The sequence below is a fragment of the Rhizobium leucaenae USDA 9039 genome (assembly GCF_000426285.1).
Taxonomy (GTDB): domain Bacteria; phylum Pseudomonadota; class Alphaproteobacteria; order Rhizobiales; family Rhizobiaceae; genus Rhizobium; species Rhizobium leucaenae.
This window is the reverse complement of sequence record NZ_AUFB01000004.1, coordinates 278,411-300,397: the sequence shown is the minus strand read 5'-3', so window position 1 is coordinate 300,397 and position 21,987 is coordinate 278,411. Positions and strand designations below refer to the sequence as shown.

Sequence of the window (21,987 nt, the reverse complement as noted above, 5' to 3'; positions counted from 1 at the left end):
GCAAGCTATTCCTTGGCCTAACTCGGTTCAAGGCGTGAAACGGTGTATATACCGAACGTGATCACGCTGATGTATCGCATGGATGGACATGTGAGCAGGTCATGATTAACTGAGGATTAAGTGTGTCGCAGGGAAGTTTTGATGGCAGTTGAAACGCAAGCCAAGTCGAATAACGAGGGAGCTGACCGGGTCGGATACGACTTCAGCGTCCTCTATCGGCTGCGCATGATGTTTTCCGCCTTTTGGTATTCGGCGGTACGCATCAAGATAATTTCTCTCACGATTGCATTGTTCGTGATTATCCTTGTGACGGCCTATGTCCAGGTTCTGCTGAACAATTGGAATGCGCCATTTTATGATTCGCTCGCGCGGCGCGATACTGCAGCGTTTTTCCATCAGCTCGGCGTCTTCGGCATCATCGCCGGCCTGCTTTTGGTCCTCAATGTCGTGCAGGCATGGCTCAATCAAATGACCGCGCTTTATATGCGCGAAGGCCTTGCGCGCGATCTCGTCGACCAGTGGCTGCAGGCCAAACGTGCGCTTCGTCTCGCCTCGTCCGGCCTGATCGGCGTCAATCCGGACCAGCGGCTGCATGAGGATGCCCGCAATCTTGCCGAAAGCACGACAGGGCTCGCGATCGGCCTGGTGCAGGCGACCATCCTGCTGCTCAGCTTCATCGGCGTGCTCTGGGAACTCTCCAGCGGCATGGTCTTCAATTTCAAGGGCATGAGCTTCTCCATCCCCGGCTACATGGTCTGGGCGGCGATTATCTATGCCGGCTCTGCCTCGTTTCTGAGCCAGTTCGTCGGCCGCCGGCTGGTGCGGCTGAATGCCGACCGTTATTCCAAGGAAGCCGAGCTGCGCTTTGCGCTGATGCATGCCAATGAGCATATGCCGGCGATTACGATTGCCGGCGGTGAGGAGAATGAGCGCCGGCGAATCAATCTCGATATCTCGGCCGTGCTTGCTGTCATCCGTCAGCTCGCCATCGCCAATACCAATCTCACCTGGGTTTCGGCCGGTTATGGCTGGCTGGTGCTGATCATTCCGATCCTGGTGGCTGCACCCGCCTATTTCTCCGGCGGGCTGACCATCGGCCAATTGATGGTGGCGGTCGGTGCTTTCAACCAGGTCAATACTGCATTGCGCTGGTATGTCGCCAATTTCGGCCCGATCGCCGAATGGCGCGCTACGCTGATGCGCGTCACCGATTTCCGTCAGGCTTTGACGGAGATGGATGACGGTAAGGTCATGCCACATACCATTGCCTTCGATCATGCGGCGCCCGGTGAAATGGTCTGGACGGACATGGAGATTTCCACCAAGACCAGTGAGGATATCATCGAGAATGGTTTTCGTATCCGCGAGGGCACGGTGACGATTACCGCCGGCGAGCACATCATGGTCAACGGCGACCATGGCGTGAACCGCAGGCTGCTGTTCCAGTCGCTGGCGCATCAATGGAATTGCGGCGCCGGCAAGATCAGCCTGCCGCCGATGGAAGACATGCTGTTCATGCCGCATACGCCCTATGTACCGGGCGGCACGCTGCGCGAAGCGATCTGCTTCCCTGAGGATCGGGATGCCTATGAGGATGCCGCTGTCGAGGCAGCAATGGATAAGGTCGGCCTTAGCCGCCTGAAGAGCAGGCTCGATACGCAGGCGCGCTGGGACCGGCTGCTGGACAATGACGAGCAAAAGGCGCTCGCCTTCGCGCATCTGCTGCTGGCGCAGCCGAAATGGATCATCCTCGATGAAGTCATGGAAGGGCTGGAGCCCGATATCCAGGCGAAGTTCTCGGCATTGCTAACGGAATTCACCGACGCCACCGTCATCTATATTGGCCGATCCGAAGCCTATCTCCAGGCAATGTCGCCACGCGTCCTGCATCTTCAGGCGCTGGTGCCGCACGAGGAAGTGGTTGCCGAAGTCGTGCCACCGGCGGCCGTGATACGGGATGCAACCCCCAAGAGGGCGAATTCGCCGTCGCGGTAGCTTTTGGGCGGAACTCTATCTCGCCCTTGGCGGGCGAGAAAGTAAAAACTTAGGATTAGGCGAGGGCTCGGCCCTCGTCTAATTTTTAGTTTTTACAAGAGCGGGGGTAGGCAGGGACGCAATAGCTCCCGGCATGTCGGTGCAAGACATGGCCCCCCTCTCTTGCAATTTCAATGGCTTAGAAATTGCGCTAAACTTCTGAATTCGTAGAATTTTCTGTATCGTAATTTCTAAACCAGTGAAATTGCTTTCTCGCCCGCCAAGGGCGAGATAGGCCCGGACTTCCCCTCGGCGTGCAAGATCATGGCCAAAAACAAAACGCCCCATCCGTGAGGATAGGGCGTTGTGAGGATAGGGCGTTTCCGATGAAGCGATAGGCCGTTCGCTCAGTCCTTGGCGCGCTCGACGTAGGAATTGTCTTCCGTGGCGATGACGACGCGGGTACCGGCGTTGATGTGCGGCGGCACCATGGTGCGCACGCCGTTCGACAGCATGGCAGGCTTGTAGGAGGACGATGCCGTCTGGCCCTTCACGACCGGTTCCGTTTCGGTGATTTCCAGCGTGACATGGCGCGGCAGTTCGAGCGCCAGCGGAATGCCTTCGTGGATCGACAGGATGCAGGTCATGCCTTCCTGCAGATAGGCCTTCTGGTCACCCATGGTTTCGACGTCGACGACGACCTGGTCGTAGTTGGCCGGGTTCATGAAGTGGAAGCCTTCGCCGTCTTCATAGAGGTACTGGAAGTTCACGTCTTCGACGAAGGCGCGCTCGACCTGCTCGGTGGTGCGCCAACGCTCGGATACCTTCACGCCATCGACGATGCGGCGCATGTCGACCTGGGTGACCGGCGTGCCCTTGCCCGGATGAAAGTTCTGAGCTGTGAGAACGACGTAGAGTTTGCCGTCGACGTCGAGAACGTTGCCCTTGCGGACTGAAGAGGCGATGACCTTGACCATAAGACTTCCTTGTAACTCGGCCTGTCGCGTCGTAGAGGACTGTCGAAATGCACCTCGCGACGCAGCTATTGTTTGCTTGGGGGCGCAACTACCCTAAATCAGGGCAAATAGCCACCCCCATCCCCGGCGATCCCGAGAAGAAAGCGTGCAATGGAGCCAACGAGCAGCAAAGCGTCCCCCTGGTGGACCCGCAGCGTGCATGCGGACCGGCGGCCGTTCCTGATTGGCCGCAATGCCATCCAGGCGGCGCTGCGTGAATTCTTCGTTCGCAACGGCTTCATCGAAGTCGATACGCCGACGCTACAGGTGTCGCCGGGCAACGAGGCGCATCTTCATGCCTTCGCCACCGAAGCGCTGACAACGGATGGCCAGAAGGCGCCCTTCTATCTCCACACCTCGCCGGAATTCGCCTGCAAGAAGCTGCTGGCCGCCGGCGAGGAGCGCATTGCCTGTTTCGCCCATGTCTATCGCAACCGCGAGCGCGGGCCGCTGCACCATCCGGAATTCACCATGCTGGAATGGTACCGCGCGGGTGAGACCTATGAAACGCTGATGACCGATTGTGCCGCGCTGCTGGCGCTAGCGGCGGAGACGGTGGGCGCGAAGAAACTCAGCTATCGCGGCGCCGAAACCGATCCGTTCCTTACGCCGGAGCGCATCAGCGTCGCCGCCGCCTTCGAACGTTACGCCAAGATCGATTTGCTCGGGTCGATCGGCCTCGACGGGTCGACGGATCGCGAATATCTGGCGGCCGAGATGCGGCGTATCGGGATGCGCGTTGCAAAGGACGATCATTGGCCCGATCTTTTCAGCCGCGTGCTGGTCGAGAAAGTCGAGCCCTATCTCGGCTTCGGCCGGGCGACGATCCTCGACGAATATCCGGTCTCGGAAGCCGCTCTTGCCCGACCTTCGGCGCGCGATCATCGCGTGGCCGAGCGTTTCGAGCTCTATGCTTGCGGCGTCGAACTCGCCAATGCTTTCGGCGAACTCACCAATGCCGACGAGCAGCGGCGGCGGTTCGAGATCGAGATGGCGGAAAAGACGCGCATCTACGGCGAGGCCTATCCGCTGGATGAGGAATTTCTTGAGGCCCTTGCCGTCATGCCGGAGGCGAGCGGCATAGCGCTCGGCTTCGACCGGCTGGTGATGCTGGCGACCGGTGCCTCGCGGATCGAACAGGTGCTCTGGGCGCCGGTTTCGGAGTTCGGTTCATGAATGTGATGCGCCCGATCAGAAATGTCGACGACCTCGCACAGGCCGGCTTGATCGATGCCGGTGAGGCTCTGTCGCTGGAGGCGGTGGCGGAGCGATATGCCATTGCCCTGACGCCGGCGATGGCAAAGCTAATCGACCGCAGCGATCCCGCCGATCCAATTGCGCGGCAATTCGTGCCCGACGTGGCCGAACTCGTCGTTTTGCCGGAGGAGCGTGCCGATCCGATCGGCGATCATGCCCATAGTCCGGTTGAAGGCATCGTCCACCGCTATCCCGACCGCGTGCTGTTGAAGGCCGTGCATGTCTGCCCGGTCTATTGCCGTTTCTGTTTCCGCCGCGAGATGGTCGGGCCGCAGGGCCTTGGCACACTGGACGCGGCTACACTCGATGCCGCCTTTGCCTATATCCGCGATCACCGGGAGATCTGGGAGGTCATCCTGACCGGCGGCGATCCGCTGGTGCTGTCGCCGCGCCGGCTGGAGGAGATGCTGAGTGTGCTCGCCGATATCGAGCATGTGAAGATCGTCCGCTTCCATACCCGCGTGCCGGTCGTCGATCCCCTGAAGATCGATGGGGCGCTGATTGCGGCGCTGAAGGTGAGCGGCAAAACCATCTATGTGGCTCTGCATGCCAACCATCCGCGCGAATTGACCGCCAAGGCGCGCGCCGCCTGCGCGCGGCTTGTCGATGCCGGCATTGTTCTGGTCAGTCAGTCCGTGTTGCTGAAGGGCGTCAATGACGATCCGGATGTGCTGGCGGCGCTGATGAAGGCTTTCGTCGAGACGCGGATCAAGCCCTATTACCTGCATCACCCCGATCTTGCCCCCGGCACCAGCCATTTCCGGTTGACGATAGCGGAAGGACAGAAGATCGTCGCGGCACTGCGCGGCCGCATTTCCGGCCTCTGCCAACCCACCTACATCCTCGATATCCCGGGCGGCCACGGCAAGGCAGACATCGGTCGAAACGCCGTCCACGAAATCCGCGAAGGCTGCTATTCCATTTCGGATTATCGCGGCGGCGAACATATCTATCCGCCGGCGGAATAGGGTCTGCTCGCTGCCCGTTTCTGCTACTTCAGGCTGTCCGAAGCCCACGTTTGTAAATGAACTTTGCTGGAAAACTTGGCACGTTAACCTTGCTGCCAAGTACCATTTCTTCGCATATCATTCCGTCTGTATTTTAGGAATATGAAATATTATCCTGCAAACGACGGGTTATATGACTTAGATATCGTAAATTTATTTTAGATAATTTTAAAATTCAAGATTTTCTTGCTAAGTATATCCTGGTTATATTTACCACGTCGCTTAGCGGAATGTTCTAATTTGCCTGTTACTTCTCGGCTCAGGATAGGACGGCGTTGCTGCCGCCGTGTTTACGATTGCCTGGAGGGACTAAAGATGAATGAGACGATTCGCGATTTGCTGGCCAAGTTTGGTGCGCTTCCCGTTACGATGGATCAGATTGCCGACGATGCCGATCTCTATGCGGCCGGACTGTCTTCCTTTGCGTCGGTGCAGCTTATGCTCGGCATCGAAGAAGCCTTCGACATCGAGTTCCCCGACAATCTGCTGAATCGCAAATCCTTTGCCAGCATCGTCGCGATCGAAAAGACGGTCGGCATGATCCTGGACAGCCGAAAGGTTGCCTGATGAGTGTCGCGGTCGCTTTGGTTGAAGCAGGAGCCGGAGACACGGCGGCGGTGCGTGCCGCGCGCGTCGCGGCAATCGCCGGCAAATATGCTGATGCAGTCGACATAGAGGGCCGGTTCCCGCGCGAGGCTGTGGATGCGATGCGCGCCGAAAGGCTGCTGTCGATCCAGATCCCCGCCGATCTTGGCGGCGAAGGTGCGTCGATCACCGAAATAGCCGAGCTCTGCTCGATTCTCGGCCAGGCCTGCGCGGCCAGCGCCATGGTCTTCGCCATGCATCAGATCAAGCTGTCGAGCTTGGTCGAGCATGGCGCCGGCAGTGAGTGGCACCGGGAGTTCATGCGCCGCATCGCCGAGGAACAGCTTGTGCTGGCATCGGCGACGACGGAAGGCGGCATCGGCGGCAATCTCCGCAACAGCATCTGTGCCATCAAGGTGGAGGGCGACCGTTGCTTCCTCGAAAAGGACGCAACGGTTATCTCCTACGGTGCCCATGCCGATGCCATCCTGATCACCTCGCGCAGCCATGCCGAGGCGGCCTCGTCCGATCAGGCGCTGACAGTCTTCCTCAGGGATCAATACACGCTGGAGCGCACCGTCGAGTGGAACACGCTCGGCATGCGCGGCACCTGCTCCGATGGTTTCCTCTTCAGGGGCGAAGCGCCGGCCGTGCAGATCCTGCCGAAACCGTTTGCCGAGATTGCCGCGCAGTCGATGTTGGCAAGCTCGCATCTGCTTTGGAGCGGCGTCTGGTATGGCATCGCAGCCGATGCGGTGGCCCGCGCCCAGGCTTTCGTGCGCGCTGCGGCCCGCAAGTCGCCCGGCACGCAGCCGCCTGGTGCATTGCGGCTGGCGGAGGTCTCCAGCCTGCTGCAGATGGTGAAATCAAACGTCGTCGCCGGCTTGAATGTCTATGAGGAGGCCAAGGCCGATGCCGACCGGCTCTCCTCGATGGCGTTTGCCGTTGCCATGAACAACGTCAAGATCGCATCGTCCGAGATGATCCTGCCGATCATCAACCACGCGATGCTCATCTGCGGCATCATGGGCTATAAGAACGGCACGCCCTACAGCCTCGGCCGCCATTTGCGCGATGCGCATTCCGCTCAACTGATGATCTCGAACGACCGCATTCTCGGCAATACGTCGACCATGTTGCTCGTCCACAAACAAGATACCAGCCTACTGGGATAATCGTCATGGATATGCAGACCTCGTTTCTCGACCGCCTTTTTGAATCCGGTCTTCTGATCGACACCGGCGTTGACGGCCTTTATGGCCGCAGCGGCCAGTTCGAAGACGTCATTTCCGCCTTCGAGCGCTTGATCGACAAGTTTGGCGGCGCCGATGGTGCCGAAGCCATCCGCTTTCCGCCCGGTATGAACCGCGCCTTCTTCGAAAAGAGCGGCTACATGAAGAGCTTCCCGCAGCTTGCCGGCACGGTGCACAGCTTCTGCGGCAACGAGCTCGATCACATGAGCCTCTTGAAGTGCATGGAAGTCGGCGAGGATTGGACGAAGGATCAGGAAGCGACCGATATCGTGCTGACGCCGGCGGCCTGCTACCCGCTTTATCCGACCGTCGCCAAGCGCGGCCACCTGCCGGAGAGCGGCGCGCTCTTCGACCTGCAGTCCTATTGCTTCCGCCACGAGCCCTCCAAGGATCCGACCCGCCAGCAGCTATTCCGCATGCGCGAATATGTCTGCATGGGCACCGACAAGCATGTGACCGATTTCCGCCAAAGCTGGATGGATCGCGGTATCGAGATGATGAAGGCCGTCGGCCTTGAAGTGACCATCGATGTCGCCAACGACCCGTTCTTCGGCCGGGCCGGCAAGATGCTTGCCAACAATCAGCGCGACCAGAACCTGAAGTTCGAGCTGCTGATCCCGATCACCTCGCCGGCCAATCCGACCGCTTGCATGAGCTTCAACTATCACCAGGACGCGTTCGGCGCGAAATGGGGTCTGAATTTCGAGGACGGCAGTGTCGCGCATACGGCCTGCGTCGGCTTCGGTCTGGAGCGCATTGCGCTGGCGCTGTTCCATCACCATGGTCTTGATACCAAGGAATGGCCCGAAAGCGTGCGCAGGGCGTTGTGGGGCTGATCGTCTCCATGGCCTCCGTCTTCGCGGGACTCGATCCCACCGCCTATAAGCCGCATGCGCTGCACGACAGCGAGCGCATGTGGACGGAAACCAATTGCTATATCGATCTCTGGATCGAGGTGCTTTCAACCCTGAAGCTGCCGCCGGAAGCCATGCTTGGCTTCACGGTGACGCAGGATTTCGAGGGCGATCAGTTCACCTTCTTCAAGGTGCCGCTCGATGATCTGGAAGCGCTCTACGGCATCCGCTGCACCGAACTCGCAATCTACGACAAGATCCAGCACCACATCGCTGGGCAGATCGGCCGTGGCCGGCTCTGCCTTGTCGAGATGGATTCCTTCTACATGCCGGACACCCAGGGTGTCGGCTATCGCCGCGAACACGGCAAGACGACCGTCGCCATCAACAGGCTTAATATGGCGGGCCGCGAGCTCGATTATTTCCATAATAGCGGTTTCTTCCGGCTGTCGGGCGAGGATTTCGACGGGCTGTTCCAACTGCACCTGGGCGAAGAGGATCTGCCTTTCCTGCCCTATACGGAGTTCGCGAAGTTCCCCGAGAATGTGCCGGGCGAAGCTGCCATTCGAGAGACCTCCAGGCAACTTCTGGCCTTCCATTTCCGCCGCCGACCTGTGGCCAATCCCATCCGTGCCTTCGCAGCGGTTTTTCCGGCGCAGGTGGAAGCGGTGGCCGAGCGGCCCTTTGGCTTTTTTCACAAATATGCCTTCAACACGCTGCGCCAGCTTGGCGCCAATTTCGAGCTGGCGGGCAGTCATCTCGACTGGCTATCGGGAGAATTTTCGGAAACCGCCGGCGAGGCCCGGCGAATTTCGGAAGTGGCGAAATCGGTGCAGTTCCAGCTTGCCCGTGCCGTAACACGCAAGAAATTCGAGCCGTTGAAAACCGCCCTTGATCCGGCCGCGGATGCGTGGGATTCGATGATGGGGCTGCTTGAACAAAAGCTGTAGTTGCGCATGATCTTATCCAAAGCTGCTTTGCACTTTTTTGGGATCATGTCTTGAGCCAGGAGATCCAATGCACGGGCGTTTGGCAAGCTTTGGCGGCGAGACGCTGCTGAGCGAAGGGTGGAATCTCGTTTTGACGGATGCGGGCGCTTGCGCCTTGCCTTCGGATGTGCCGCTGTCGGCCGGGTTCATCCCGGCGTCGGTACCGGGCACGGTGGCCGGGGCGTTGGAGAAGGCCGGGCTTTTCGATCGTGAGCATCCCCATCCGCTGAACGATAAGGACGCCTGGTATCTCTGCCGATTGGTCGATGCCGACCCCGGCAATGCGGTTCTGCGGCTCGATGGGTTGGCAACGCTCTGCGACGTCTTCCTGAATGGCAGAAAAATTCTCGTCTCCGAAAGCATGTTCGAATCGCACGAACTTGCCGTCCACCTGCTGGGCGGCGATGAGCTGGCGCTCTGCTTCCGCGCGCTGGAGCCGCGCCTTGCCGAAGCTGGCCCCAGAGCCCGTTGGCGACCGCAGATGATCACGCCGCAGGGACTGCGCCTGGTGCGCACGACCCTGCTCGGCCACATGCCCGGCTGGTGCCCGGAAATCCAGGCCGTCGGTCCGTGGCGGCCGATCTCGCTGTTGCGTCCGCATAGCCCGGTCATTCGCGACCTCTCGCTGCGTCCGGACCTGCTCGAGGATGGTGAGGGCCGGCTTTATGCCTCGCTCGTTATCGAGGGGCAGGTCGGTGAAATCGTGCTTCGTTGTGGCGATGCAGAACAGCCGTTCGAGAAAGACAATAGCGGCCACTGCACCGCATTCCTGAAAATCCCGGGCGTGACGCCATGGTGGCCGCAGACCCACGGAACGCCTTATCTCCATGACGTCGCGCTGATCGTCGATGGCGTCGAGCATCCGATCGGACGCACCGGCTTCCGGCGGCTGGCGGTCGATCGCGGCGCGGACGAGCAGGATTTCGCACTTGTGGTCAATGGCGAGCGCATCTTCTGCCGCGGTGCCGTCTGGACGACGGCGGATATTGCCCGCTTGCCCGGCGGCCGTGAAGATTACGAGCCCTGGCTGCGGCTGGCAGCGGAGGCGGGCATGAACATGGTCCGCATCGGCGGCACCATGGCCTATGAGACGCCGGAATTCTTCCGGCTCTGCGACGAACTCGGTCTGCTGGTCTGGCAGGATTTCATGTTCGCAAATTTCGACTATCCGAAGAACGATAAGGCTTTCAATGCCCGTGTCGAGGCGGAGGCAGCGCAGCTTCTCTTCGCGACTCGCCTGTCACCCTCGCTCGCCGTGCTTTGTGGCGGCAGCGAGATCCACCAGCAGGCGGCAATGATGGGCCTGCCCGAGCGCTTCTGGGCAAGCCCGATCGTGGAGGAAATCATTCCGGCTGTCGTAAAATCGCTGCGGCCCGATGTTCCCTATGTCGTCAATTCTCCCTCGGGCGGCGCCATGCCGTTTTCCCCGAATGCGGGGGTGACGCATTACTACGGGGTCGGCGCCTATATGCGGCCGCTCGCCGATGCGCGGCGCGCTAATGTCCGCTTTGCGGCGGAAAGCCTGGCTTTCGCGCATGTGCCGCAGGCCCGGACCTTGGCGCAGCATCTGCCGGTTCCGGCAGTCCATAGCCCGCTATGGAAAGAGCGCGTGCCGCGCGACCGCGGTGCGTCCTGGGATTTCGAAGATGTACGCGACCACTATTTGAGCGAACTCTACGGCTTCGAGCCAAGCCGCTTACGGCGCGAAGATCCGGATCTCTATCTCGATCTGTCGTGCGCCGTTACCGGCGAAGTCGCGGAGGAAACCTACGCCGAATGGCGACGGCAGGGCTCCCGATGCAATGGCGCCCTCGTCTGGACGCTGCAGGATCTGTTGCCCGGCCCCGGCTGGGGTGTGATCGATTCCACTGGCGAGCCGAAGCCCATATGGTACGCGCTCCGCCGCGCCTTTCGGCCGGTGCAGGTTTTGCTCACTGATGAGGGCACCAATGGCCTCGACGTGCATGTCCTCAACGAGGGCGATGTTGCCCTTGACCTCGATCTCGATGTGGTCTGCCTGCGCGACGGTCGCCAGACCGTGGTCAGCGGCAAGCGGGAATTGTCCGTCGAAGCCCGCAGCAAGCACAAGATCGCTTGCACCGATCTCTTCGGCGCCTTCTTCGACACGACCTATGCGTTCCGCTTCGGCCCGCCATCGCATGATGTGACAGTGGCCCGTCTCACAGCGCGCGACACGGGGGCGCTGATCGCTGAAGCCTTCTATTTCCCTTTGGGCAGGACGAAAGCTTTTCACGAAGCCGAAATAACCGCTTCTGTCGCGCAGCAGGACGATCACTGGTTCCTTGATCTACGCAGCGACCGGTTGGCACAATCCGTACAGATCGATTTCGAAGCGTATCGGGCGGAGGATGACTGGTTCCACCTCGCTCCCGGGGCGACCCGGCGGTTGAGGCTTTATCCGAGGGCTGGAACTTCGGTAGAGACTGTTCCGACCGGTCAGATCAGGACCTTGGGTGGCCGAAGGATAGTCGAAGTGTGATCAAGGCATGGCAAGCGCAGCGGCCTATCTCGCCCGCCAGGGGCGAGAGAACTGGTCGTGCTGCCAGCCCCAACTACAACGTCACGCCATCCGGTCCGAACAGATGGCAGCGCTCGGGATCGATGTGGATGCTGACCGTTTCGCCGGCGCGGATGGCCTGCTGATCTTCCAGCGCGACCGTCAGCGCCTGGCCGCCATACAGGGTGACGTAGAGGATCGTCTGGCCGCCGAGATGTTCGACCAGATCGACGCGGGCGCTGCCCAGCGCCAGGCCGCGGTCGCCGACGTTCAGATGTTCCGGGCGGGCCCCGAGGGTGACGGGTTGTCCGGGCTGGAGACCGCCGAGCCGGCGCGGCAGGCGCACCGTCTGGCCGGCGATGTCGATGACCGCGGAGCCGTCGTCGGAGGCGACGATCTTGGCGTCCAGGAAGTTCATCTTCGGCGAGCCGATGAAGCCGGCGACGAATTTGTTCCGCGGCTTGTTGTAGAGATCGAGCGGGGCGCCGACCTGTTCGATGTTGCCGCCGTTCAACACCACGATCTTATCGGCCATGGTCATAGCTTCCGTCTGGTCGTGGGTGACGTAGATCATGGTATTGCCGAGCCGCTGATGCAGGCGGGCAATCTCGACGCGCATCTGCACGCGCAGCTCGGCGTCGAGATTGGACAGTGGTTCGTCGAAGAGGAAGATTTTCGGCTCGCGCACGATGGCGCGGCCGATGGCGACGCGCTGGCGCTGACCGCCGGAGAGCTGCTTCGGCTTGCGCTGCAGGAGCTGCTTGATCTGCAGGATCTCGGCCGCTTTTTCGACGCGCGGCTGGATCTCCTGCTTCTTCATACCAGCCGTTTCCAGGCCGAAGGCGAGATTCTTGTAGACCGACATGTGCGGATAAAGCGCATAGGACTGGAACACCATGGCGATGCCGCGTTTGGAGGCCGGGACATCGTTCATACGGCTGCCATCGAGATAGAGCGCGCCGCCGGAAATCGGCTCCAGGCCGGCGATCATGCGCAAGAGCGTGGACTTGCCGCAGCCGGATGGACCGACGAAAACGGCGAATTCACCGGGTTCGATTTCCAGGTCGATGCCGTGGACGACCTCAAGCTCGCCATAGCGCTTGATAACCTTCTGCAGCGAGACGCTTGTCGCCATGGGCGCTTCCTCCTTGTTCGTCCTGATGGCTCGCACGGCTGTCGTCATGCGGGCCTCCAGCTCTTGTATTTCGTGCTTTCGGGGCCGACTGGAAAGCGGACTTCGGTGCGCGTTTCCGATGATTCATAGAATGCGGTGACCAGCTCCAGCGCCTGGCGGGCATCGGCCGTCGTCACCGGCAGCGGTCCGCTCGACACCAGTGCCTCGTGGAACAGCTTCATCTGCGTGTTGAAGCGGTTCGGAATCGGCGACCAGTCGGCGAGCAGCGCATCGATCTTTGCGCCGATCTCGTCATTGGCGGGGACGATCTTCCAAGGGTCCTGGCCGGGGCTGTAGGGCTCGTGGTTGCTTTCGATCAAGACGTTTTCGAAGGCGAGGCGCAGGCGGCTGATCTGTTCCTGTGAACCAAGCGTGGCGCTGATGGTGGCAAGTGCGCCGTTTTCCATCAGCAGGCTGGCGCTGGCGCAATCTTCCACTTCGATATCGTTGACGCGGGTGGCGACGCGGCCGAAGAGGCCGGCGATCGGCCCCATCAGATAGGTCAGCATATCGTGCAGATGGATGGAGTGCGTCATCAGCACGCCGCCGAGTTCGGTATCCCACTTGCCGCGCCAGGGAACTGCATAATAGTCGGCACCGCGCACCCAATGCGTCTCGGAGGTGGCGACATAGGGCTTACCGGCGATGCCGGCCTCGATGATGCGCTTGGCCTTCTGGATGCCGTCGCCGTAGCGATACTGGAAGATCGGCATCAGCCGGCCCTTCGCCGTCTTCTCGGCAGCGATGACGGCATCGACATCGGCGAGCGAGCCGACCAGAGGCTTTTCGCAGACCACATGTTTGCCGGCGGCAAGCGCCTGCATGATGAGCTGGAAATGCGAGCCCGGAGGCGTGCAGATATCGATGATGTCGATATCGGGCATGTTGAGGACCTCGACGAAATCCTTGAGGCGCCTGCCGATGCCGAATTCATCAGCCACGGCGTGCAGGCGTTCCTCGTTGAGATCGCAGAGAACGGCGACCTCGAAGCGATCCGGATGCGGCAGATAGCCTTCGACGATGTGCGAGCGGCCGATGCCGAGGCCGATGATCGCGACTTTCTTTACGTCGGACATGTCGAGGTTACCTCTGAATGCTGTTGAGCGATGTTACCTCGGCCAGAGCCTGCGCCTTCAGCGCCAGCTCCATGGCCTTGAAGCAATGGTCCTGGCCCATCGCAGTTTCGGTGCGGTCCCTGATATCGGCGGCCAGTTGCCGGCCGTAAGGCAGCTCGACTTCGGTGCAATCGATATGCTGCATGCCCTTGCGGTCGGTGAGGAAGAGATGATCGGTGCCGGGCCGGCCGGCGACGTCGATATATTTGCGCAGCTCGATCGTGCCTTCGGTGCCGACGATGAAGAGCCGGCCGTCGCCCCAGGTGGAAAGGCCATCGGGTGTGAACCAGTCGACGCGGACATAGCCGGTGACGTCGGGCGTGCGCAGGTGAACATCGCCGTAGTCCTGCAGACCGGGCGTTTCGGGATTGGCGCGGTTGGAAACCGTCGCCGACAGTATCTCGGCCTCCAGCGAGTCCGCAAAGAACAGAAACTGCTCGCATTGATGCGAAGCGATGTCGGTGATGATGCCGCCATAGCGCTTGCGGTCGAAGAACCAGTCCGGGCGAGTAGGCTTGCGCAGCCGATGCGGGCCAAGGCCTGTCGTGTGGATGACCTTGCCGATGGCGCCCGCCTTCACCAGCTCGCCGGCCTTCACGGTCGACGCCGTCTCGAAATGTTCGGAATAGAGGATGGAGACGATGCGCTTGGTCTCGGCTTGTACCCTGCGCACTTCAGCGAGTTGATCCAGAGTCACCATGCCGGGCTTGTCGAGCATCACGTCCTTACCATGCCGCATGGCCTCGATGGCGAGGTTCGACCGCTCGTCGGAGATTGCGGCGCTGACGATTAGATCGATCGAGCGGTCCTCCAGGATTTCGCGTTTGTCGGCGACGCGTTTTGCCTGTGGGAAACGTCCAGCGAAGATGGTGGCGAGGGCGTCCTCGACGGCGTGGAAGGCGACGAGTTCGGCGCCGGCCCGCAGCATGACGTTGACCTGGCCGTAGATATGATCGTGGTTGAGGCCGATGGCGGCAAAGCGCAGCGCGCTCATGCGACATTTCCTTTCAGTGAGTTTCTTTGGTTACGGCCCCAACCTTGGGCGTTCGGGACCGTATGGTTCGTGTCAGCGTTTGAGGCCGGCCGTGGCGATGCCGTCGATCAGCAGCCTCTGGAAGAACAGGAAGATCAGGAAGACGGGGATCAGCGAGATGCTCGACATGGCGAACAGGCTGCTCCAGTCGGAGCTTCCGGTCGAGTCCACGAAGGAGCGCAGGCCGAGCTGCACCGTGTAGGTGTTGATATCGGAGAGGTAGATCAGCGGGCCGAAGAAATCGTCCCAGGTCCAGATGAAGGAGAAGATGGCGGCGGTTGCGAGCACCGGCAGCGACAGCGGCAGCATGATGCGCCAATATATGCGCCACGCACTGCAGCCGTCCATCATCGCCGCCTCGTCGAGTTCGCGGGGGATGCCGCGGAAGAACTGCACCATCAGGAAGATGAAGAAGGCATCGACCGCCAGGAATTTCGGCACGACCAGCGGCAGTATGGTTTTCACCCAGCCGAGCTTCAGGAACAGGATATATTGCGGGATCAGCGTCACATGATAGGGCAGCATCAGCGTGCCGAGCATCAGCGCGAACCAGAAATTCTTGCCCCAGAAATTCAACCGCGCGAAGGCATAGGCCGCCAGCGAGCAGGAGATGACATTGCCGATCACGGAAAGGACGGCGATGACGACGGAATTCCAGACAAAAGAGCCGAAGGTGACCTGTCCGCCGAACCAGCCGCGGGCATAGGCGCTGAAGTCGAAGTGCGACGGGATCAGCGAGGCCGTACCGAAGATCTCGTTCTGATCCTTGACCGAACCGGACAGCATCCAGAGCAGCGGGTAGAGCATCACGATCGACGCGCCGACCAAAGCGATATGGATGAGGACGGACAGGAACCACGGGCGTTCGCGCGGCGGGTTCAGATCGTCGGGAAAGTGGGTGAGCTTCGCGTCAGTCATCGTAGTGGACCCAATAACGAGCGGAGAGGAAGGAGAAGGCAGTGAAGATCGCGATGATGATCACCAGGACCCAGGCAAGGGCCGCGGCATAGCCCATGCGGAAATAGCCGAAGGCTTCCTGGTAGAGGTAGAGAGTATAGAAGAGCGTGGAGTCGATCGGACCGCCGGTGCCGGAAGAGATGACATAGGCCGGCGTGAAGGCCTTGAAGGCGTCGATGGTCTGCACCACGGCGTTGAAGAAGATGACCGGCGTTAAGAGCGGCAGGGTGATCTTGAAGAAAATCCGCGCCTTCGATGCGCCGTCCAGGCTGGCCGCCTCATAGAGATCGGTCGGGATCTGCCGGAGGCCGGCAAGGAAGATGATCATCGGCGAGCCGAACTGCCAGATCGCCAGGATGATGAGGGTATAGAGGGAATAGTCCGGATTGGAGATCCAGCTCGGCCCGTTGATGCCGAAGGCGTACCAGAGCAGGGTGTTGACGATGCCGTCGGCATCGAAGATCTGCCGCCACAGCACCGCAATTGCCACGCTGGAGCCGAGCAGCGAGGGCAGATAGAAGATGGCGCGATAGACCGGCAGGCCCTTGATACCGCGGTTGAGCAGCAGCGCCACCAGAAGTGCGAAGGCGAGCTTCAGCGGCACGGAACAGACGACATAGAACAGCGTCACCTTCATCGATGACAGGAATTTATCGTCTGCCGTCGCGATCCGCACATAGTTGTTGATGCCGACCAGGTTCGGAGACTGCAGCAGATTGTAGTCGGTGAAGGACAGATAGAGCGAGGCGATCGCCGGCCCGAGGGTCAGTCCGAAGAAGCCGATGAACCACGGCAAAAGGAAGAGATAGCCGGGTGCGTTGCGCGCGAATGCGCTCGGCGCTTTGTAGGAGGTTTTCACGCGCAACGGCGCGCGCTCGCCGACGGCCAAGCCACCGGCAACGCTCTTGCTGTTTGTACCCACGGTATCAGCCTCGCGTAATGTTTGCTGCTGCCTGTTCGGTGAACTTCGTGCCAGCGTCCTGTGCGCTGGTTTTGCCGAAAGCCACTTCCTCGGCGATCGTCTTCAGCAGGAATGCATTCTCGCCGGCGCCGTTCGGTGGAGACGGCGGCAGAGCTCCGACATGCGGCGTCAGCCGGCCGATATAATCGACGACCTGTTTGCTTGTCGCATCGAGATCCGGCGTCAGCAGATCGCGGATCTTCGGGGAGGCGGGAACGCCGCGCTCGACGCCGAGTATCTTTGCGCCTTCCGGATCCTCCACGAGATAATTGACGAAGGCGACGGCGGCGTCCTTGTTTGCCGAGGTTGCCGAAACCGACATCAGCATCGAGGGTTTCAGATACTGGCCGGGCTTGCTGCCGGGGTCGCTGGGATAGGCGATCAGGTCGATCTTTTCCTTGACGAGGCCCTGAATGGCGACGAACTGGTTGGAAAAGGCGTAGCTGACGGCCGCCTTCTTGGTCACCAGCATGTCGGTCTCGAGGGTCTGCTTGTAGAGCGCCTGCACGTCGGCCGGCACGCAGGCGCCGATTTCGCGCAGGTGGCCCCAGAAGGAAAACCATTCGGCGGCATCCTTGGCTTCGAAGCCGAGCTTGCCGTCGCTCGTATAGAGCGCCTTGCCGCGCTGGCGCAGCCAGCATTCGAAGTCGGGCTCTCCGCCGCTCTGATCTGCGGTGCCGTAGAAGCCGCGGCGTTTCTTGGCGGCGGTGACCTTGGCGCAGGCCTCTCCGAGCTGCTCCCAGGTCATGCCGTCATGCGGCGGTTCGACGCCGGCTTCCTGCCAGGCTGCCACATTGACGACGACCATGGAGGAATTGACCCCGAGATTGACGCCGTAAATCTTGCCGTCGACCTTGCCGGAATTGATATTGGGAGCCCCGAAATCCTCGATCGCCAGGCTTTTGCCGAGATAGGGCGTCATATCGAGCAGCGCGCCGCGGCGGGCATATTCGAAGATGTAGCGATAATCCATCTGAATGAGGTCGGGCGCGTTGCCGCCGCCAGTCTGCGTGGCGAGACGCGTCCAGTAGCTATCCCAGCCGAAGGATTCGCCGGCGATGGTGACATCCGGGTTCTTGGCTTGATAGGCCTTTACTGCCGCAAACGTACGGTCGCTTCGCTCCTTCGATCCCCACCAAAGAAGGCGCATCGCGGTTGCCGCATTGGCGCGTGAGAGTCCGATACCGCTGAAAGCTAGCGTGGCTGCCATGCCGGCAAGCAACTGCCGGCGATCGATCGTCAACGTCATCCTGGTCTCCTCCCCAGTTAACCGGTGATTTACGAACTGCTTGCGTGATATAACTATTTGGTTACAAGTTGGATAGAAACGCGACCGCTGTCAAGCGCCAATCGTGTCACAATCAAACGATCCGCGCTGAGGCTGGAGGCGTCCGTTGCGAAAGAGATAGATCGGTAAGGAGGAATGTCCATGGTGGTCAGGGGAACGCAAGGAGCTGAAAAATCAGCGAAAGCGGGCACTTACGACAATGCGGAAACGAGGCCGAAAAAGGTGCCGCGCAATCCGCAACGCACCCATGCCATGATCCTGGAAGCGGCGACGGAGGAATTCGCCGCCCACGGTTTCGGCGGGGCTCGGGTTGATGCGATTGCGGCGAGGGCGCAGACCAACAAGCGCATGCTCTATCACTATTTCGGCGACAAGGAGGGCCTCTATGTCGCCGTGCTGGAGGCGACCTATGCGGCGATCCGCAATGCGGAGAAAAATCTCGACCTTGCGCGCCGTGGTCCCGAGGAAGGAATGCGCGAACTCGCGCTCTTCACCTGGCATTACTTTCTCGAACATCCCAAATTTTTAAGCCTGCTGGTCACCGAAAACCTGCATGAAGCGCGCTATCTAAAACGTTCCGACAAGATTTCGGCGATGCATTCGCATTTCATTGGCGAGCTGGCCGACGTACTGCGACGAGGTGAAGCAGCCGGTATTTTCCGGCGGGCCATCGACCCGGTGTCGGTTTACCTCACCATTGCGGCGCTCGGCTTCTTCTATCTGTCCAATCGTCATACGCTGTCGACGATTTTTGCCCGCAATCTGACTGCACCGGAAGCGCTGAAAGCCTGGGGCGAGCACATCGTTTCGGTGACCTTGGCCTCGATCAGGGCTTAATGCGTTCCGCTTTGGGCATGCGGTGGCTCCGGCGATCACGAGAAATTTTCGAAAGGGCGATTGACAAGTCCGGAGATATCGCGCGATCGTGTAACTATATAGTTACATTGGCTGGCCAGCCAAACCTTTGCTATTCCTGACTCTGGAGAGGGTCGGGTCAAAATATCAAGGAGGGATCATGAAGCGCGTCGGTATCATCATGCACGGCGTCACCGGACGCATGGGCCTGAACCAGCATCTCATCCGCTCGATCGTGGCGCTTCGCGCCGAAGGCGGCGTGCTGCTGTCGAATGGCGAACGTGTCATGCCCGATCCGGTCCTCGTCGGCCGCAATGCGGCGCGGCTGGAGGAGCTCGCGCGCAAATACCGCATCGAGCGCTGGACCACCGATCTCGACGGCGCACTCGCCGACCCCAATGATACGATCTTCTTCGATGCAGCGACCACGCAGATGCGCGCCGAGCTGATTTCGAAGGCGCTCGATGCAGGCAAGCATGTCTATTGCGAAAAGCCGATCTCCGACGACCTCGACACGGCGATAGAGCTGGCCCGCAAGGCCAAGGCATCGGGCCTGAAGAACGGCGTCGTGCAGGACAAGCTGTTTCTGCCGGGCCTTCGCAAGATCGCCATGCTGCGCGACAGCGGTTTCTTCGGCAAGATCCTCTCCGTGCGTGGCGAATTCGGCTATTGGGTGTTCGAAGGCGACTGGCAGACGGCGCAGCGGCCATCCTGGAATTACCGCAAAAAAGATGGTGGCGGCATCATCCTCGATATGCTCTGCCACTGGCGCTATGTGCTCGACAATCTTTTCGGGCCGGTAAAGGCGATCAGTTGCCTCGGCGCCACCCATATTCCCGAACGCGTGGACGAAGCGGGCCGGCGCTATGTCGCCGATGCCGACGACGCAGCTTATGCCACCTTCGAGCTGGAGGGCGGCATCGTCGCCCATATCAATTCCTCCTGGGCCGTGCGTGTCCGCCGCGACGATCTCGTGACCTTCCAGGTGGATGGCACGCATGGCTCGGCGGTGGCAGGTCTCACCCGTTGTTGGACGCAGCATCGGGTCAACACGCCGAAACCGGTCTGGAATCCCGACCAGCCGCAGACGATCGACTTTTACGACACCTGGGACGAGGTGCCGGACAATCAGGTCTACGACAACGGTTTCAAGATCCAGTGGGAAATGTTCCTGCGCCATGTGCTCGAAGATGCGCCCTGGCGCTACACGCTGACCGAAGGCGCCAAGGGCGTCCAGCTTGCATCCCTCGGCCTGAAGAGCTGGGCCGAGCGCCGCTGGCTGGATGTCGAGCCGCTGGAGATTTGAGGGATGGTGGTTGCTTGGTCATTAGGATGGTCAGGACAGTTCTTCGATGCCGTATCCCTGTGCCTGGCCCCTCACCCTAGCCCTCTCCCCGCTTGTGCGGGGAGAGGGAACGACCGCGCAAAGCAACGGCCCGCATCTTTCGTGGAAGATTGCTTTTGGCAGGATAGAGCTCCCTCTCCCCGCCAGCGGGGAGAGGGCTGGGGTGAGGGGCCAGACACGCAGAAGCAGCATGGGCAGACCCGCCTGACGATTACCGGAGCCAACTGAAACCATGACCGACCCATTGAAAATCAGAGTTGTCGAGGCCGAGACTTTTGAGCGGCCGGTGACATTGCGGCTTCCGTTCCGCTTCGGCGCGGCGACGCTGCGGGAGGCGCGGCAGATTTTTCTGCGTGTCCGCATTGAAGACGCCCGGGGCGGCTCGGCGAGCGGCATGGCCGCCGAGCTGATGGTGCCGAAATGGTTCGATAAATCGCCCGAGCTCTCCAATGCCGACAATGAAAACCAGCTTCGCCGTTCGCTGGCGCTGGCGCTCGACGGCCTGACGGGTGCGGGATTGGGAACGGCTTTCTCGCTGCATGCCGCTGTCGAAGCGGCGCATCACGCGCGGGCTGCGGCCGAGAGGCTGAACGGCCTGGTCGCGTCCTTCGGCCTGGCGCTCGCCAACCGGGCGGTTCTCGACGCGCTCTGCCGGATGGAAGGTCTGACGGTCGCACGGGCGATCCAGGCCAATCGGCCCGGAATCGATGCATCAACGACGCCCGATCTCGCAGGTTTCAATCTGCGCAATTTTCTGTCGAGCCTGGCGCCGGCTGAACATCTTGCAGCACGCCACACGGTCGGTCTTGTCGATGCTATCCGGACGAGCGATATCCAGGCCGCCGACCGCCTGAACGACGGCCTGCCGGAAAGTTTCGAGGAGGCGATCGACGCCTATGGCATGACCTTCTTCAAGGTGAAGGTATCGGGCGTTCCCGATGCCGATATCGATCGTCTCTGCCGCATTGCCGATGTCATCGATGCCCAGACGTCGGCCTATTCGGTGACGCTCGACGGCAACGAGCAGTTCAACTCCGCCGAGGCGGTCGCCGATTTGCTGGGGCGCATCCAGGCCGAGCCGCGGCTGGCCCGCTTTGCGGCGTCGATCCTGTTTGTAGAACAGCCGATCGCCCGGGCGCATGCCTTCGAAAAGCCGGTGGGAGCGCTTGCGGCCTTTAAGCCGGTGGAGATCGATGAATCCGACGCCGATATCAATGCTTTCGTCACGGCCAGGCGGCTTGGCTATACCGGCATCTCCTCTAAATCCTGCAAGGGCTTCTATCGTTCGCTGCTGAACCGGGCGCGCGTCGCCAAGTGGAGCGCCGATGATGGCGTGGCTTATTTCATGTCGGCAGAGGACCTGACGACACAGGGCGGCCTCGCCGTGCAACAGGACCTGGCGCTCGCCGCGCTGATCGGCATGACGCATATCGAGCGCAACGGCCACCACTATGTCGACGGTATGGCCGGCGCGCCGGACGCCGAGCAGGCGGCTTTCGCGCGGGCTCATTCCGATCTTTACGCCGTTCGCGACGGGCGGACGCGGTTGAAGATCGAGGGTGGGAAGATCGCCATCGGTTCGGTCGTCGGCGCGGTCGGTCTCGGTTCGTCTGTCGAGCCGGATTGGAGCGCGATGGAGACGTCTTATTCACCTTCTCCCCAGCGGGGAGAAGGTCGCGCGTAGCGCGGGTTGAGGGGGCGTTGCACCGTAAGGTCGCCCTCGAACCTACTGCGCTGACCCCCTCATCCGCGCCTGAGTTTATCGATGGGCGGGCACCAACCGGGGTCGAGCCGCTGGTCTCGACC

18 protein-coding genes are annotated in these 21,987 nt (G+C 60.8%); 11 read left to right on the top strand and 7 right to left on the bottom strand.

Translation table 11 applies throughout. The features are described from left to right. The first annotated feature begins 141 nt into the window (after positions 1-141). Positions 142-1,995, top strand: a complete 1,854-nt coding sequence (locus tag K290_RS0108485; RefSeq protein ID WP_028751516.1) for an ABC transporter ATP-binding protein/permease — start codon at positions 142-144, stop codon at positions 1,993-1,995. A 386-nt stretch (positions 1,996-2,381) separates the two neighbouring features. Here K290_RS0108485 and efp read toward each other — a convergent pair whose 3' ends face one another. Next, positions 2,382-2,951: an elongation factor P gene (gene efp, locus K290_RS0108480; RefSeq protein WP_028751515.1), complete on the bottom strand. Its 570-nt coding sequence runs from the start codon at positions 2,949-2,951 to the stop codon at positions 2,382-2,384. Between the two features lie 150 nt (positions 2,952-3,101). Here efp and epmA point away from each other — a divergent pair, with 150 nt between their 5' ends. The 7 genes from epmA to K290_RS0108445 all read left to right on the top strand — a co-directional run bounded on the left by epmA (position 3,102) and on the right by K290_RS0108445 (position 11,435). Next, positions 3,102-4,166: an EF-P lysine aminoacylase EpmA gene (gene epmA / locus K290_RS0108475; protein WP_028751514.1), complete on the top strand. Its 1,065-nt coding sequence runs from the start codon at positions 3,102-3,104 to the stop codon at positions 4,164-4,166. Beyond that, positions 4,163-5,215, top strand: a complete 1,053-nt coding sequence (locus K290_RS0108470) for a lysine-2,3-aminomutase-like protein (protein ID WP_028751513.1) — start codon at positions 4,163-4,165, stop codon at positions 5,213-5,215. Before epmA ends, K290_RS0108470 begins: the two co-directional genes overlap by 4 nt. A gap of 354 nt (positions 5,216-5,569) precedes the next feature. Next, entirely contained in the window at positions 5,570-5,821 is a 252-nt protein-coding gene (locus K290_RS0108465; protein ID WP_028751512.1) for an acyl carrier protein, read from the top strand. Then, positions 5,821-7,014, top strand: coding sequence for an acyl-CoA dehydrogenase family protein (locus K290_RS0108460; RefSeq protein WP_028751511.1), 1,194 nt, complete (start codon positions 5,821-5,823; stop codon positions 7,012-7,014). The genes K290_RS0108465 and K290_RS0108460 overlap by 1 nt, the downstream gene beginning before the upstream one ends. A 5-nt stretch (positions 7,015-7,019) precedes the next feature. Continuing rightward, on the top strand, positions 7,020-7,928 hold the full coding sequence (locus tag K290_RS0108455; protein ID WP_028751510.1) for an amino acid--[acyl-carrier-protein] ligase: 909 nt from the start codon (positions 7,020-7,022) through the stop codon (positions 7,926-7,928). Between the two features lie 8 nt (positions 7,929-7,936). After that, a complete protein-coding gene (locus tag K290_RS0108450; protein WP_172831056.1) occupies positions 7,937-8,896 on the top strand; it encodes a DUF1839 family protein in 960 nt (319 codons plus the stop codon). 67 nt (positions 8,897-8,963) lie between these two features. Then, positions 8,964-11,435, top strand: a complete 2,472-nt coding sequence (locus K290_RS0108445) for a glycoside hydrolase family 2 protein (protein WP_028751508.1) — start codon at positions 8,964-8,966, stop codon at positions 11,433-11,435. Between the two features lie 73 nt (positions 11,436-11,508). On the opposite strand, the gene K290_RS0108440 is transcribed toward K290_RS0108445, so the two are convergent. The 6 genes from K290_RS0108440 to K290_RS0108415 all read right to left on the bottom strand — a co-directional run bounded on the left by K290_RS0108440 (position 11,509) and on the right by K290_RS0108415 (position 17,942). Further along, entirely contained in the window at positions 11,509-12,588 is a 1,080-nt protein-coding gene (locus K290_RS0108440) for an ABC transporter ATP-binding protein (RefSeq protein WP_028751507.1), read from the bottom strand. 44 nt (positions 12,589-12,632) lie between these two features. Continuing rightward, positions 12,633-13,703 (bottom strand): Gfo/Idh/MocA family protein, encoded by a 1,071-nt coding sequence (locus tag K290_RS0108435; RefSeq protein ID WP_028751506.1) that lies wholly within the window; start codon positions 13,701-13,703, stop codon positions 12,633-12,635. Positions 13,704-13,710: 7 nt separating this feature from the next. Continuing rightward, complete coding sequence (locus tag K290_RS0108430) at positions 13,711-14,736, bottom strand: Gfo/Idh/MocA family protein (protein ID WP_028751505.1); 1,026 nt, start codon at positions 14,734-14,736, stop codon at positions 13,711-13,713. Positions 14,737-14,808: 72 nt separating this feature from the next. Then, positions 14,809-15,693 (bottom strand): carbohydrate ABC transporter permease, encoded by an 885-nt coding sequence (locus tag K290_RS0108425; protein WP_028751504.1) that lies wholly within the window; start codon positions 15,691-15,693, stop codon positions 14,809-14,811. Continuing rightward, positions 15,686-16,597 (bottom strand): carbohydrate ABC transporter permease, encoded by a 912-nt coding sequence (locus K290_RS0108420; protein ID WP_210311460.1) that lies wholly within the window; start codon positions 16,595-16,597, stop codon positions 15,686-15,688. The genes K290_RS0108425 and K290_RS0108420 overlap by 8 nt, the downstream gene beginning before the upstream one ends. Before the next feature lie 61 nt (positions 16,598-16,658). Then, complete coding sequence (locus K290_RS0108415; protein ID WP_028751502.1) at positions 16,659-17,942, bottom strand: ABC transporter substrate-binding protein; 1,284 nt, start codon at positions 17,940-17,942, stop codon at positions 16,659-16,661. Positions 17,943-18,122: 180 nt separating this feature from the next. Between K290_RS0108415 and K290_RS0108410 the strand changes: the two genes are divergently transcribed. From K290_RS0108410 to K290_RS0108400, 3 genes are all read left to right on the top strand, one after another. Then, entirely contained in the window at positions 18,123-18,818 is a 696-nt protein-coding gene (locus K290_RS0108410) for a TetR/AcrR family transcriptional regulator (RefSeq protein WP_028751501.1), read from the top strand. A gap of 178 nt (positions 18,819-18,996) precedes the next feature. Further along, positions 18,997-20,142 carry a Gfo/Idh/MocA family protein gene (locus K290_RS0108405; RefSeq protein WP_028751500.1) on the top strand — a complete coding sequence of 382 codons (1,146 nt, stop codon included), beginning with the start codon at positions 18,997-18,999 and terminating at the stop codon, positions 20,140-20,142. A gap of 271 nt (positions 20,143-20,413) precedes the next feature. Then, the gene (locus tag K290_RS0108400) at positions 20,414-21,865 is read left to right on the top strand and encodes an enolase-like domain-containing protein (protein WP_028751499.1); all 1,452 of its coding nucleotides are present in this window, start codon (positions 20,414-20,416) and stop codon (positions 21,863-21,865) included. Positions 21,866-21,987: the final 122 nt, after the last annotated feature.

Bases quoted from the DNA above. Each gene is read 5' to 3' on its own strand.
- K290_RS0108485 (WP_028751516.1), top strand. From the start codon at position 142: ATGGCAGTTGAAACGCAAGCCAAGTCGAATAACGAGGGAGCTGACCGG.
- efp (WP_028751515.1), bottom strand. From the start codon at position 2,951: ATGGTCAAGGTCATCGCCTCTTCAGTCCGCAAGGGCAACGTTCTCGAC.
- epmA (WP_028751514.1), top strand. From the start codon at position 3,102: ATGGAGCCAACGAGCAGCAAAGCGTCCCCCTGGTGGACCCGCAGCGTG.
- K290_RS0108470 (WP_028751513.1), top strand. From the start codon at position 4,163: ATGAATGTGATGCGCCCGATCAGAAATGTCGACGACCTCGCACAGGCC.
- K290_RS0108465 (WP_028751512.1), top strand. From the start codon at position 5,570: ATGAATGAGACGATTCGCGATTTGCTGGCCAAGTTTGGTGCGCTTCCC.
- K290_RS0108460 (WP_028751511.1), top strand. From the start codon at position 5,821: ATGAGTGTCGCGGTCGCTTTGGTTGAAGCAGGAGCCGGAGACACGGCG.
- K290_RS0108455 (WP_028751510.1), top strand. From the start codon at position 7,020: ATGGATATGCAGACCTCGTTTCTCGACCGCCTTTTTGAATCCGGTCTT.
- K290_RS0108450 (WP_172831056.1), top strand. From the start codon at position 7,937: ATGGCCTCCGTCTTCGCGGGACTCGATCCCACCGCCTATAAGCCGCAT.
- K290_RS0108445 (WP_028751508.1), top strand. From the start codon at position 8,964: ATGCACGGGCGTTTGGCAAGCTTTGGCGGCGAGACGCTGCTGAGCGAA.
- K290_RS0108440 (WP_028751507.1), bottom strand. From the start codon at position 12,588: ATGGCGACAAGCGTCTCGCTGCAGAAGGTTATCAAGCGCTATGGCGAG.
- K290_RS0108435 (WP_028751506.1), bottom strand. From the start codon at position 13,703: ATGTCCGACGTAAAGAAAGTCGCGATCATCGGCCTCGGCATCGGCCGC.
- K290_RS0108430 (WP_028751505.1), bottom strand. From the start codon at position 14,736: ATGAGCGCGCTGCGCTTTGCCGCCATCGGCCTCAACCACGATCATATC.
- K290_RS0108425 (WP_028751504.1), bottom strand. From the start codon at position 15,693: ATGACTGACGCGAAGCTCACCCACTTTCCCGACGATCTGAACCCGCCG.
- K290_RS0108415 (WP_028751502.1), bottom strand. From the start codon at position 17,942: ATGACGTTGACGATCGATCGCCGGCAGTTGCTTGCCGGCATGGCAGCC.
- K290_RS0108410 (WP_028751501.1), top strand. From the start codon at position 18,123: ATGGTGGTCAGGGGAACGCAAGGAGCTGAAAAATCAGCGAAAGCGGGC.
- K290_RS0108405 (WP_028751500.1), top strand. From the start codon at position 18,997: ATGAAGCGCGTCGGTATCATCATGCACGGCGTCACCGGACGCATGGGC.
- K290_RS0108400 (WP_028751499.1), top strand. From the start codon at position 20,414: ATGACCGACCCATTGAAAATCAGAGTTGTCGAGGCCGAGACTTTTGAG.